At 38.4% G+C, this 12,284-nt stretch carries 14 protein-coding genes; 2 read left to right on the top strand and 12 right to left on the bottom strand.

Annotation, left to right across the window (positions count from 1 at the left end; all coding sequences use genetic code 11):
- Nucleotides 1–3: 3 nt before the first annotated feature.
- The 3 genes from uvrC to SFC32_RS08085 form a co-directional block, all read right to left on the bottom strand.
- Nucleotides 4–1,788 (bottom strand): excinuclease ABC subunit UvrC, encoded by a 1,785-nt coding sequence (gene uvrC, locus SFC32_RS08095; protein WP_411049852.1) that lies wholly within the window; start codon nucleotides 1,786–1,788, stop codon nucleotides 4–6.
- Between the two features lie 119 nt (nucleotides 1,789–1,907).
- The gene (locus tag SFC32_RS08090; protein WP_411049851.1) at nucleotides 1,908–3,284 is read right to left on the bottom strand and encodes an NAD-dependent succinate-semialdehyde dehydrogenase; all 1,377 of its coding nucleotides are present in this window, start codon (nucleotides 3,282–3,284) and stop codon (nucleotides 1,908–1,910) included.
- 176 nt (nucleotides 3,285–3,460) lie between these two features.
- On the bottom strand, nucleotides 3,461–4,486 hold the full coding sequence (locus SFC32_RS08085; RefSeq protein WP_411049850.1) for a YeiH family protein: 1,026 nt from the start codon (nucleotides 4,484–4,486) through the stop codon (nucleotides 3,461–3,463).
- 105 nt (nucleotides 4,487–4,591) lie between these two features.
- Between SFC32_RS08085 and SFC32_RS08080 the strand changes: the two genes are divergently transcribed.
- The gene (locus tag SFC32_RS08080; protein WP_093815441.1) at nucleotides 4,592–5,458 is read left to right on the top strand and encodes a LysR family transcriptional regulator; all 867 of its coding nucleotides are present in this window, start codon (nucleotides 4,592–4,594) and stop codon (nucleotides 5,456–5,458) included.
- A gap of 79 nt (nucleotides 5,459–5,537) precedes the next feature.
- The gene (locus SFC32_RS08075) at nucleotides 5,538–6,209 is read left to right on the top strand and encodes a Crp/Fnr family transcriptional regulator (RefSeq protein ID WP_074482065.1); all 672 of its coding nucleotides are present in this window, start codon (nucleotides 5,538–5,540) and stop codon (nucleotides 6,207–6,209) included.
- A gap of 40 nt (nucleotides 6,210–6,249) precedes the next feature.
- Here SFC32_RS08075 and SFC32_RS08070 read toward each other — a convergent pair whose 3' ends face one another.
- The 9 genes from SFC32_RS08070 to SFC32_RS08030 form a co-directional block, all read right to left on the bottom strand.
- Nucleotides 6,250–6,936, bottom strand: coding sequence for a YjjG family noncanonical pyrimidine nucleotidase (locus SFC32_RS08070; protein WP_411049849.1), 687 nt, complete (start codon nucleotides 6,934–6,936; stop codon nucleotides 6,250–6,252).
- Nucleotides 6,937–6,946: 10 nt separating this feature from the next.
- Nucleotides 6,947–7,276: a potassium channel family protein gene (locus SFC32_RS08065; RefSeq protein WP_074563462.1), complete on the bottom strand. Its 330-nt coding sequence runs from the start codon at nucleotides 7,274–7,276 to the stop codon at nucleotides 6,947–6,949.
- An 83-nt stretch (nucleotides 7,277–7,359) separates the two neighbouring features.
- Nucleotides 7,360–8,043: an ABC transporter ATP-binding protein gene (locus tag SFC32_RS08060; RefSeq protein ID WP_411049848.1), complete on the bottom strand. Its 684-nt coding sequence runs from the start codon at nucleotides 8,041–8,043 to the stop codon at nucleotides 7,360–7,362.
- A gap of 9 nt (nucleotides 8,044–8,052) precedes the next feature.
- Nucleotides 8,053–9,105 carry an ABC transporter permease gene (locus SFC32_RS08055; protein ID WP_411049847.1) on the bottom strand — a complete coding sequence of 351 codons (1,053 nt, stop codon included), beginning with the start codon at nucleotides 9,103–9,105 and terminating at the stop codon, nucleotides 8,053–8,055.
- Between the two features lie 177 nt (nucleotides 9,106–9,282).
- Nucleotides 9,283–10,254: an alpha/beta hydrolase gene (locus SFC32_RS08050; RefSeq protein ID WP_411049846.1), complete on the bottom strand. Its 972-nt coding sequence runs from the start codon at nucleotides 10,252–10,254 to the stop codon at nucleotides 9,283–9,285.
- A gap of 316 nt (nucleotides 10,255–10,570) precedes the next feature.
- On the bottom strand, nucleotides 10,571–10,963 hold the full coding sequence (locus tag SFC32_RS08045) for an MATE family efflux transporter (protein ID WP_411049845.1): 393 nt from the start codon (nucleotides 10,961–10,963) through the stop codon (nucleotides 10,571–10,573).
- A gap of 3 nt (nucleotides 10,964–10,966) precedes the next feature.
- The gene (locus SFC32_RS08040) at nucleotides 10,967–11,563 is read right to left on the bottom strand and encodes an MATE family efflux transporter (protein ID WP_411049844.1); all 597 of its coding nucleotides are present in this window, start codon (nucleotides 11,561–11,563) and stop codon (nucleotides 10,967–10,969) included.
- Nucleotides 11,514–11,837, bottom strand: coding sequence for an MATE family efflux transporter (locus tag SFC32_RS08035; protein WP_411049843.1), 324 nt, complete (start codon nucleotides 11,835–11,837; stop codon nucleotides 11,514–11,516). Before SFC32_RS08035 ends, SFC32_RS08040 begins: the two co-directional genes overlap by 50 nt.
- Nucleotides 11,838–12,097: 260 nt before the next feature.
- Nucleotides 12,098–12,284 (bottom strand): hypothetical protein (locus tag SFC32_RS08030; RefSeq protein WP_411216650.1); only part of this gene is annotated, 187 nt, incomplete at its 5' end.

Raw genomic sequence — 12,284 nt, 5'->3', positions numbered from 1 at the left:
TTACTATTTCTTCTCCTCAGCCAATTTTTCCTTAACAGCAATGGCAACGTTTCGTGGGACACCGCAGTTGACGATGTCGTCCACGTCTGCTTTTTGGATGTTTGGCAAGCTCTTGAAGTGTTTCATGAGTAATTGCTTGCGCTTTGGACCAAGTCCAGCAATGCCATCGAGTTTTGATGAGAATGAATTTTTGGAACGTAGTTGACGGTGGAAGGTAATAGCGAATCGGTGAACCTCATCTTGAATGCGTTGAAGCAAGAAGAATTCTTCAGAATTTCGTGGCAATTCAACCACTTCTAAAGGATCTCCAAAGAGTAATTCGTGCGTTTGGTGCTTGTCATTTTTTTGCAGACCAGCAATCGGAATATCGAGTCCAAGTTTATTTTCAATGACATCACGCGCAACATTAACCTGACCTTGACCACCATCTATGATAATCAAATCTGGCGGTGTCAATCCATCTTTCATCACGCGACTGTATCTACGATAAATAACTTCACGCATGCTGGCGTAATCATCTGGCCCAACAACGGTTTTAATCTTAAATTTGCGGTAATCTTTCTTGCTTGGTTTTCCATTAACAAAAACAACCATCCCAGCAACTGGGCTTGTTCCTTGAATATTTGAGTTATCAAAGGCTTCAATGCGCACCGGTTTTGGAATATTGAGCAATTCACCGATATTTTCAATAGCGCCATGTGTTTTGCGGATATCTTTTTCTAGCAAGTCAAATTTTTGTTGTAGACTGACACGCGCATTTTTTATGGCTAGATTGACCAGCTGTTTCTTCTCACCGCGTTGCGGTTTAATGACCTTAGTATCTACCACTGCTTTAACCAAATCTTCATCAATATCCTGAGGAATAAAGATTTCTTTTGGCACAAAATGCTTGCTGTCTCGGTAAAATTGTCCGACGTAAGTTAAGAAATCCTCTTCTGGGTCATTGTAGTAAGGAAACATGTTGACATCACGTTGAATGAGTTTTCCTTGGCGAACAAAGAAAACCTGCACACACATCCACCCTTTGTCGACATAATAACCAAAAATATCACGGTCCATCATATCTTGGTTCATGACACGTTGCTTAGTACGAAGTGTTGAGATAGCTTGCAATAAATCACGGTATTCTGCTGCGCGTTCAAACTCCAGCATGTCAGAAGCTTTTTGCATTTTGTCTTTCAAGCCATCGACGATTTTATTGTCTTTGCCATCAAGAAAATTCTTGACGTCTTGCGACATTTTAACAAAATAATCATGGTCAACATGACAAATTGTGTGAGCTTTACATTGCCCCAAATGGTAATAAAAACAAACCTTGTTAGCAGGATTTGTACATTTTTTAAATGGGAAAATGCGGTCTAGCAGACGTTTGATTTCTGTCGCAGCACCAGAATCTGGGTAAGGTCCAAAATACATGGCACCATCTTTTTTGATTTGGCGGGTAATCATCAAGCGTGGGTACTGTTCATTCACAGTAATTTTGATAAATGGGTAAGATTTGTCATCTTTTAGTTTGATGTTGTACTTGGGCATATTTTCTTGAATCAGATTGATTTCAAGAAGAAGGGCTTCTGTATTTGACCCAGTAACAATGTATTCAAAATCTTCAATCTCAGAAACCAAGAGTTCTGTCTTAGTATTGTGGCTACCATGAAAATAGCTGCGCACACGATTTTTGAGATTTTTGGCTTTTCCGACATAGATAATCTTGCCATTTTTATCTTTATGGATATAGCAACCAGGGCTATCTGGCAGCAATTCCAATTTATGTTTAATCAGTTCATTCATGGTTTTATTATAGCAAAAAGGCTGCGGCATTGCTTGTTAGGACATTTAGGAAAAGAAAAACCACTCCCGAGGCTCAGGAAGTGGTTTTCGTGTATGGGATTTAATAAAAGGAGAGCTGGTTAATCATTTGGGACAAAAACCAGGTGTTCGTTGACAAAAGCGTCAAAGCCAAGTTCGCTTAATTCGCGACCGTAGCCTGAATTTTTAATGCCTCCAAATGGGATTTCTGGGTGTGATGTCCAACCAGAATTGATAAATGACATGCCAGTTTCAATTTTGGCAGCCACTTCTTTAGCATGGTCAAGATTTTTAGAAAAGACAGTACCACCAAGACCATAGCTTGAGTCGTTTGCAAGCTCAATGGCTTCTGCTTCTGTGTCAACTTTGTAAATAGAAGCTACTGGACCAAAGATTTCTTGATTGAAAATTGGATTCTCTTTGGTGATGTTTGTCAAAACTGTTGGCATGACAAAGTTTCCTGGGTGGTCAATAGGTTCATCACCATAAACGACTGTCGCACCATTTTCCTTGGCTAGCTTGATTTGATCAAGAACTTCTTCTTTGGCAGCTGCTGATGACAATGGGGCTAAAGTTGTCGCTGGGTCCATTGGGTCACCCCATTTCGCTGACTTAAAGTGTTTAACCACCATATCGACAAATTTGTCGTAATTTTCTTGTCCGACAACGATAAAGCGTTTTGATGACGTACAAACTTGACCAGCATTGTATAGACGAGCAAAGAAGACTGTCTTATCAAGCAAGTCAAAATCAGCATCTTCTAGGATAATAAAGGCATCATTACCACCAAGTTCCATAGATGATTTTTTAAGATTAGCGCCTGCTTCTGACGCGATAGAGGCACCACCTCGTTCAGAACCTGTCAAACAAACACCAACCACACGTGGGTCTGCGATTGCTTTTGAGACTTGGCCATAAGATAAGAAAAGATTCTTGAAAGCCCCAACTGGAGCTCCTGCTTCCAAGACCAAATCATCAAAAGCTTGAGCTGACGCAGGACAAATTGACGCGTGTTTTAGAATCATTGGATTTCCAATCATGTAATTCGGAGCAAAAACACGCATGATTTGATAGAATGGGAAATTCCATGGTTCAACAGCTACCAATACACCCGTGGCTTGCTTAATGTAATAAGCATCACCGTTAATATTTTCTAGCGGACGAGGTTTGAGGAATTCCTCTGCTTTATCAGCGTAGTAATCCGCAATTTCTGCACAAAGGTCGACTTCACCCTTTGCTTCCGTGAAAAGTTTTCCCATGTCTTTTGTCATGACTTCAGCATATTTATCGACGTCACGGCGAAGCAAGTCAGCAATCTTATGTAATTGAACTTTTCTCTCGTCCAACCCACCTTCAGCACGCCACTTCTTATAAAGCGCATGCCCATTTGCCAAAGCAGCTTCTAAGTCTGCATCAGTCGCATTATCAAAGCTTTTAAGAACTTCGTTTGTGTAAGGATAAGTTGTTTTGTATGCCATAATATCTCCCTTTCTTGCTTTTTTAGCTAATAGCTTCGCTATTTATTATGAGCTTTAAGCAAGTCCATATGAGTCCATTATAGCACTATAGGAAACGTTTTCAAGAAATAAGTGCATTTCTCAAAAATAAAAAAACAATGCTTGAAAAATGCCAAACATTGTTTCTTTTTCACCTTTTACCAAACGCCTAAAATATGTTGCATCAAAAGACTTACGCAAGTAATGGCTACCCAGCAGGCTGCACCGACGCCAATTGCTTGTCCACCTGTCTTGATTAGTTTAACAGGATTCGTATTAAGCCCAATAGCTCCCATCGCCATGACAATGAAGAATTTTGATAGTACTTTAAGCTGGTCAAAAATCATAGTATCAAAGCCGAGAGCACTTGTACCAGTTGTGGCAACTGAGGCTAGCAAGAAATAAAGAACAAACATCGGAAAGGCTCTTTTTAGACTGAACGTCTTCTCAGAAGCTCCGCCATTTTTCGACGCTTTATAAGCCTGATAAAATGACAAACCAAGTGTAATCGGAATAATAGCGAGCGTGCGTGTCAACTTAACAATGGTCGCCCCTTCAAGGGTATTCGAATGATGAATGGCATCCCATGCCGCTGCAGTCGCTGTTACAGATGAAGTGTCATTGACAGCTGTCCCCGCAAAAAGAGCAAAACCATGATTCGTAAGACCAAGCATATCACCCAATGTTGGGAAAATAAGGGCTGCTAAAATGTTAAAGAGGAAGATAACTGAGATACTCTTAGCCACTTCTTCGTCTTTAGCTTTAATAACTGGCGCTGTCGCTGCAATAGCTGAACCACCACAAATCGATGAGCCAACGCCGACCAAGGTTGCTGTATTGACGTCTAACTTCAACCATTTTTGCAAGCAAAAGGCTACAATCAAAGACGTCGCGATTGTCGAGATGATAATCGGCAACGACTGTACACCAACTTTGACAACCTGCATCAAATTAAGCCCAAACCCCAGTAAAACGACTGCTGTTTGCAAAATGTATTTTGAAGTAAAGGCAATGCCTTTAGCTGTTTTATCGCGTTTCTGATAGAAACTTCCCACAAACATGCCCAGTAAAATAGCAAAGACTGGTGCACCGACCAAAGGAAAGGCTTGCCCTAAGAACCAAGCTGGCACAGCTAAAATCGCGCAAAGAATCACTCCTGGCGCTTTTTTCTGAATTGTTAACATAATGAACTCCTTTTCACGTCACTCATTATAGCGCGCCCAATCTATAATGTAAAATTATGATTTTTTATGATACAATAACGAACAAGAATACTAAGGAGAATTAGAATGCTCGATTATCGTGTGTTTACTTTTATGAAAGTCTGCGAAACGCTTAATTTCACCCAAGCCGCAAAAGAACTGCATATCACTCAGCCTGCTGTCACTAAGCATATCAAAGCTTTGGAAACAGAATATCAAACCAAACTCTTCACGTTTTCTGGCAAACATTGTCAACTGACTCAAAGTGGTAAAGAATTGCTTGATTTACTGACTACCATGAATACTGATATTCAGCATTTTAAGACACACCTCAAGCAAGATTTACAGCCGCTAAATTTTGGGGCTACTTTGACCATTGGCGAGTATGTTTTGACTGATTCTTTAGTGGATATTTTGGCAAATCATCCAAACTTTCAAGTCAAAATGCTGGTGGACAATACCGAGACACTATTGAAGGCTATTGATAATGGGCAGATTGATTTTGCCTTGATTGAAGGTTTCTTTTCAAAAGAAAAGTATGATTTTCTGCCTTATCGCACAGAACCTTTTATCGCTGTCGCTTCTCCCGACTCGCCCCTAGCAAGCGGTAGCTATTCTTTAGAAGACCTACTAGCCTATCCTATCATCGTTCGCGAGCAAGGGTCTGGAACACGTGAAATGCTTGAAATCACGCTCAAGGAAGCCAACCTGACTATTTCAGATTTTCGCAAAATCACCGAAATTGGCAGCCTCAATACCATTTGTGAGCTGGTCCAAAAAAATCTAGGGATTAGTTTTGTCTACCAAAGCGTGGTTCAAAAAGAGATTTCAGCAGGCAAACTTAAAAAAATCACTTTGGATATTCCTGCCATGAGCCATGATTTTACCTTTATTTGGCGCAAAAATAGCCACTTCAAACATCATTATCAAGATGTTTTTAAGCTCTTCTTCTAATTTTTTAGCTTGATAAAAACGCTTTTTTAACGTAAACTATATAGTTATATAGCCTATGTTAATTTTAGAAAGGGCAATTATGCACTCTACACTAGATATTACAGAACTTTATCAATACGGCGAACGTGTGACCTTTAAAAAGGGAGATAATCTCGCACAATCCGTCGCTGGCGAAACAAGCGGTGATATTTATATCCTATCTTCAGGCATTTGTGCTCTTTCATCTATTTCTTGCGATGGTAGAGAAACAACCTACCTTTACTTTAAAAAGCAACAATTTGTCGGCTTCGTGCCATTGATGAACACGCTACATTTGAACTATTACGGGAAAAAATCGTTTTCAATTGTTGCTAAAACGCCTTGCGTGGCTTACCGCATTTCTAATCGTCAATTTCAAGAATTGTTGGGCTTTCCTTCAGTTGTTAGCCTGATGTTAAATACATTGACAGAAAATCATATTTATCTCATGGAACATTTTCACAGTAGTAAAAATGAACCCGCTTTGGTCCAATTTTGCCGCTTCTTACTTGATCAGGCTGAACCGTGTGAAGCTGGTAATCTAGCCTTAAACACATTCTTTACCTATCAAGAAATCGCCTGCTACCTAGGCATGCACTCAGTAACCATTGCACGAATGGTAAAAGCACTTCGCGCTGAAGAAATGATTGAAAAAACAGGCCATCAGATTCATATTATAAATCCTGATCAAATGGCAAAACTAATCACCGAAGAACGCAAAATCGACTATTAAAGATAAAAGCTAGAAGTTTGGAACTCCTAGCTTTTTGTTTTTATCGTAATAATTTTAACAATTCTTGATAGTTGTGGACGGTGTAGGTAGGGTTGGCTGCGGTGTGGTTGGCTTTTTTATCTGGGTTATACCAGACAGTATCGATGCCAGCATTATTGCCACCTTGGATATCCGCCAGCAAATTATCACCAATCATCAAAGCTTTGTCATGATTAAATCGTGAAATGGCTCCAGAAATCGCATCATAAAAACCTTTATCTGGCTTTTGAAAACCAACTTCATCAGAGATAAAGACGTGTTCAAAATAATCTTTAATTCCTGAATTGACCATACGACCAGTTTGAATCTTGGTAATGCCATTTGTTGCACCAAAAATGCGGTAACCTTCTTGATTTAGCTGGTCTAAAAGCTGATCTGCTCCTGGAAGAATCTGACCTTGTTGGCTAAGAAAATCTTGATAGCGCATGGCAAAGGCATGACCATCAACCTCGTGCCCAAAATGGGCAAATAAACGAGAGAAACGCGTGTCAACTAACTCTTTCTTAGTAATCTTTTTCAGACTTAAATCATTCCAAAGTTTACGATTCATGGGAATATAAACTTCCTTATAAGTCTCAACATCACCCACACGCGCTTCTATCAAAAGCTCTGTCAAAGCAACATCTTCTGCCGCGTTAAAATCAAGCAAAGTATGGTCCAAATCAAACAATAAATCACGATAAATCACAGATTTTCTCTCACTTTCTTCTATCCAATTGACCCAATTTCTTAACAACAACAGCTAGAAAACTCCCCATAACCCCTAATCCGACAACTGAATACGCCATGGTAAAAATCTTTCCAGCCGCTGTGACGGGATAAATATCCCCGTAGCCAATCGTTGTTAAAGTTGTAAATGAAAAGTAAAGGGCATCTAAATAAGTAAAATGTTCTACGTGTGCATAAAAAAGTGTCCCACTAAGCAATAAAACAGCTGTGACACCAGCAATTCCTCTGGTTTCATCATCCTTAAAGAGTGACCATAAGACACGCAATGTCCGACGCATTTGCAAGAAAAAAGTAATCATGACGTCTCCTTTACTAACGACCCTTTTTTAAGTCAGTAAGATTTGACTTCATTATATCACACATCGCATCTCAAGACACATTACTACTGATAAGTAGTAATCTCTTCTTCTCGTAAAAAGCCATCTTCCATGACCAACAATCGGTCACAATAAGCAACTAAGCGTCTGTCGTGTGTAACCATTAAGACTGCTTTATTCTTTTCTTTGGCTTCATCGGCTAGAATTTTGACAACTTCCATAGCTTTTTCGGTGTCTAAACTCGCTGTTGGTTCGTCAGCCAAAATAATAGTCGGATCATTGTACAAAGCTCTGGCAATAGCCACTCGTTGCCTTTGTCCGCCTGAAATTTCCTCAGGGTATTTGTTTGCGATATCAGTGATGCCAAGCTGAGCAAAAAGACTATCAATCGACTCACGTTGCTTTTCCTTATCCACCTTATCAACCAAACGTAGCTGGTCTTTGATTTTTAAAAATGGCACTAGGTTGGAAGCTTGCAGGATAAAGCCGATTTGGTCAAAACGCATCTTAGCACGCGCTTTTTCCTTTTTCTGGCTAAAAGCTTGGCCGTTCAATCTCACTTCACCTTGTGACGGTGATTGCAGCCCACCGATAATGGTCAAAAAAGTACTTTTTCCAGAACCTGATGGGCCAATCACTGCGACAAATTCACCCTTGTTAATCGTCAAATTTGTCTCTTTCAGAGCTTCAATTTGCTCTGGGCCATCTTTGAAATATTTTTTGATATTGATTAATTCAATTGCTGTCATAATTTACTCCTATCCAATCGCTCTTAGTGGATCCACCTTGACAATGCTTAAAACTGAAAATAGTGCTCCAAAGACTGCTATCACAATCATCAATATACTGATGACACCAAAGAAAAGTGGATTAACTTGAAACGGTACAGTTGCTGGCAACACTTTTGCACTGACTAAGGTTAATACAAGACCTAAACTAACTGCCAAAACGGCTAAAATAAAAGTTTGGGCAAAAACCATTTTTGATAAATAAGTATTTGAAATTCCCTGTGCCTTCAAGACACCAAAGATTTCTTTTTTCTGCAAGGTCAAAATATAGATAAAAATTCCAATGACAATGGCTGCTATGATAATCAAGAATCCAATCATAAAGGAAAACGTTAGATTTTGTGCTCGGTAACCAGGTAGCTCTTCAATAAAGTCAGTAATCGATACCACCTCTAATCCCTCTGGGACTTGATGAACTTTTCCTTTCGTCACAACTGCACTAATCATTTCCGATTGGTTTGCTGCCGGCACCAAACTATCTAAAGTCTCTTTTGATGTATACAAAACTGGCTGTACATTGAATCTAGCATTATCAGTAAAGCCGACAATCGTAAGGACTTGACCTCCTTCTCCGACTTTTACTTTATCACCAATTTTAAAATCATTTGTTTTACTCAAACTACTATCAAAGACAGCTTCACCTGCTTTTGAAAATAGTCTCCCCTTAGCCATTTTAGGACTTAAAAACTCATTTTTGTTAATGGCAAAAACATTAACGTTAACATCAGAATTATCCTTACCTTTTATGGTCATAGAAGCTTGCCTAAGCTCTGCTTTTTGATCTGCATCAATGTCCTTTGTTAGGGAATCAGGAAAATGCGACATTCTTAAATTATTATTGGCTTCCTTTGACAATACAATCTGATCAGCCTTCCAAGAATCAACCGCAGAGCGATTGGCTTGAGCTAAGCCATAAGCAAGACCCGTTAGGAAAAAGACTAAGTAAGCAATTAAAAAAATCACCCCTACAACCAGACCATAACGCAATTTGGAATATTTAATATCGTTCCAAGCTAAAAACATAAACGTCCTCCTTTTTCGATTACTGTAAGCTTACTATGTTTTCCAAAGAAAGTACATTTATTTGATTGTAATATTTCAATAATGCAAGACCCCCTGTAGAATAAGGAAGAGAAAAAACCTTCCGTTTTAAACACGGAAGGTTTTTAGTTTACTAACAAAGAAAGTTCTGAAATATTTTTAAATATTTTCTCTAATGAATTCTTCAATGTCATCAAATGGGATGATATCTTTTTGGTCATAAAGGTCACAGTGACTTGCACCTGAGACAGAAATCATCTTCTTGTTGTCACCTGTTAATTTTTCAAAGGCATCTTTACCCATGTAATATGAGTGAGCTTTATCACCATGAACGACAAGCACAGCATTACGAATTTCATCAGTATAATGAAGGAAGCGGGTGTTTAGGAAACTCGTATTTGATTGAACTGCCCAGCCATTATTTGAATTAAGACTACGAGCATGGTAACCGCGTGGTTGTTTGTAATATGCATAATAATCTTTGACAAATTGCGGTGCATCTTCTGGAAGAGGGTCAACCACACCACCAGCTAGAGCGTAATCAGCATTTTGATAATCTTTGGTGCGTTGATTTGCAAGAGCTAGGCGAGCTTCATAACGTGCTTCTTCATTATCTGCTGAATCGAAATAGCCATTTCCAGCAATTCGAGACATGTCATACATTGTAGAGGCTACCGTTACTTTAATACGTGGGTCAATTGCTGCTGCATTAAGGGCAATACCTCCCCAACCACAGATACCGATGATACCAATTTTATCCGCATCGACATTTTCAAGCGTTGATAGGTAATCAACAGCTGCTTGAAAATCTTCAGTGTTAATGTCTGGGGATTGCATATAACGCGGAGTACCGCCTGACTCTCCTGTATAAGACGGGTCAAAAGCAATTGTCAAGAAACCACGCTCTGCCATTTCTTGCGCATAAAGTCCTGAAGATTGTTCTTTCACAGCTCCAAAAGGTCCTGAAACAGCAAGGGCTGGCAATTTGCCTGAAGCATTTTTCGGAGTGTACATATCAGCAACTAAAGTAATTCCAAAGTGATTATGAAAAGTCACTTTTTTGTGGTCAACTTTGTCACTTTTTTGGAAAACTTTATCCCATTCTTGTACCAAATGTAATTGTTCAGTCATCTTATTCTCCTTTTTATTATGTGTTTATGATGTTACTTAAAGTGTAACACTAACCTAAAATAATTTAAAAAATTTATCGGCACGCTTCTTCTAATTTCTACCATTATCATAACAAGGAATACCGTCTATTACAAATACTTATATTTGATATATCCAATACCTAAAAAGCATGACTTTCTGATAAAAATTCCCCACCAAACTAGTGAGGAAATCTTTTCTTACACTAACTTATAATTTTTCCATTTCCCCTTATGGTAACGGATTTCATAAATAATTCCTTTAACAAACCAGTCTAGAAACATAGCCTCCCAAGTTCCTAGCATCCCCATACCAAGGTTAACAGAAAAAAATAGGCGCATACTACACGAACTAAAAGCATAGAAGAAATACTGATGACCATTGGGAAATTCGCATCACCCGCACTACGAAAGACAACAGGTAAAACATAGCCAGAATTCCAAAAAAGGCTGACTAAAATCCCATGAGCAAGGACAATAATCCAAACATAGTGTGTTGCTTGTGCTGATAGATCATATAATCTCATTAACAAAGGCATTAAAGCTATAACAGCAGCTGAAAAACAAGCATTTGTAATATGGATGATTCGGCTAACTTTACGTTTGTAATATTCTGCTTGCACATAATCTCCAGCACCAACACATTTTGAAATAATGACTGCTAAGCCCAACACGATTGAAATACCCGGCAATCCTTAAAACATGATAATGGTTCCACCAATCGAATTTGCAGCGATGGCAGCTGTACCAAAAAGTGACACAACAGACAAGACAATCAAACGCCCAAGGAAAAACATACCATTTTCAAAACCAAATGGTAGTCCAATACCAAGGACTTTTTTAATCATCTGCCAGTCAACTTTTTCACGCAAAAAGTTTCCCAAAGTTAATTCAGATGTCAAGTGATGTGCAAACCAAAGAACTAGCACCATGGCACCAACACGTGAAAAGAGAATCGGTACAGCTACTCCTTCAACACCCCAACCAAGGCCATAAATCAAACTAATCCCCATTAAAATATTCAAGCCATTCATGACCAACATAATATTCATCGGCAAGTGTGATTTATTTAAGGTTCTAAAAATCGCTGCACCCGAATTATAAAGAGCAATAAACGGTGTTGATAAAGCAACGATATTAAAGTAACGATCTGCTTGCGAATGAACCTCAGGTGTAATCGTTCCAAATAAATGACTTAAGATAAATGGCTTAATCGCAAAAATCAAAATAGTGATCATTAAGCTAAAATACAATGTGAATTTGACCAACTGATTGACAAGCTTTATTAGCATTTTTACTATCACGGTCACCTAAGTATTGACCTGCAACAATGCCACCACCCGTTGCAAATGCGGCAAAAATACTGATAAAGAGCGCCATAAGAAATTCAACCAAGGATACTCCTGACACTGCTGCTTCACCAACTCTTGAAACCAAAATCGAGGCGATTAAGCCCACCAAATATTCCAAACCTTGTTCAATAATCAAAGGAATGAACAATTTTGCTAAATCACGATTGCTAAAAAAATACGTGTTTTGCTGTGCTGCAACTACATCACTTTCCATAATTTTCTCCTCTTTCTAACGTCATCTATTACTTTACACCTTTGAGTTACCTCCAAGTCAAGGGAATTTTTTAATTTTTTCAAAATTATTTTTTCTATACTAACTTATAGTTTTTCCATGTTCCTTTAAAACCCACTTGAAAATAAAAAAGAAGCTGGATATAACCAACTTCCCAAAAATAATATTTATTCTCTTAAAAGAGTTAAATTATTCTTTTTGGCTTAATGTTCCATAAGAATTAAATAGTTTTTCTGGTGAAATTATTTATAAGTAGAAATAATAAAATGATAATTCTTATCATTTACTTTGAAATAATCTGGTATAAATACACTTTCTTTAAAGCCCAAATATTTAAGCCATATTCTGAGATAATATTCTCTATTTATAAGTTCAGTTACCTTTACTCGTCCATCTATACAGTCAATAGTTTTTCTTATAAGTTTTCTT

Origin of the sequence: Streptococcus sp. TATVAM-FAB8 (assembly GCF_046592795.1) — a bacterium.
Classification (GTDB): domain Bacteria; phylum Bacillota; class Bacilli; order Lactobacillales; family Streptococcaceae; genus Streptococcus; species Streptococcus ruminicola.
This window is presented reverse-complemented; position numbering and strand designations above follow the sequence as displayed.

Bases quoted from the DNA above. Each gene is read 5' to 3' on its own strand.
- uvrC (WP_411049852.1), bottom strand. From the start codon at position 1,788: ATGAATGAACTGATTAAACATAAATTGGAATTGCTGCCAGATAGCCCT.
- SFC32_RS08090 (WP_411049851.1), bottom strand. From the start codon at position 3,284: ATGGCATACAAAACAACTTATCCTTACACAAACGAAGTTCTTAAAAGC.
- SFC32_RS08085 (WP_411049850.1), bottom strand. From the start codon at position 4,486: ATGTTAACAATTCAGAAAAAAGCGCCAGGAGTGATTCTTTGCGCGATT.
- SFC32_RS08080 (WP_093815441.1), top strand. From the start codon at position 4,592: ATGCTCGATTATCGTGTGTTTACTTTTATGAAAGTCTGCGAAACGCTT.
- SFC32_RS08075 (WP_074482065.1), top strand. From the start codon at position 5,538: ATGCACTCTACACTAGATATTACAGAACTTTATCAATACGGCGAACGT.
- SFC32_RS08065 (WP_074563462.1), bottom strand. From the start codon at position 7,276: ATGATTACTTTTTTCTTGCAAATGCGTCGGACATTGCGTGTCTTATGG.
- SFC32_RS08060 (WP_411049848.1), bottom strand. From the start codon at position 8,043: ATGACAGCAATTGAATTAATCAATATCAAAAAATATTTCAAAGATGGC.
- SFC32_RS08055 (WP_411049847.1), bottom strand. From the start codon at position 9,105: ATGTTTTTAGCTTGGAACGATATTAAATATTCCAAATTGCGTTATGGT.
- SFC32_RS08050 (WP_411049846.1), bottom strand. From the start codon at position 10,254: ATGACTGAACAATTACATTTGGTACAAGAATGGGATAAAGTTTTCCAA.
- SFC32_RS08040 (WP_411049844.1), bottom strand. From the start codon at position 11,563: ATGCTAATAAAGCTTGTCAATCAGTTGGTCAAATTCACATTGTATTTT.
- SFC32_RS08035 (WP_411049843.1), bottom strand. From the start codon at position 11,837: ATGGAAAGTGATGTAGTTGCAGCACAGCAAAACACGTATTTTTTTAGC.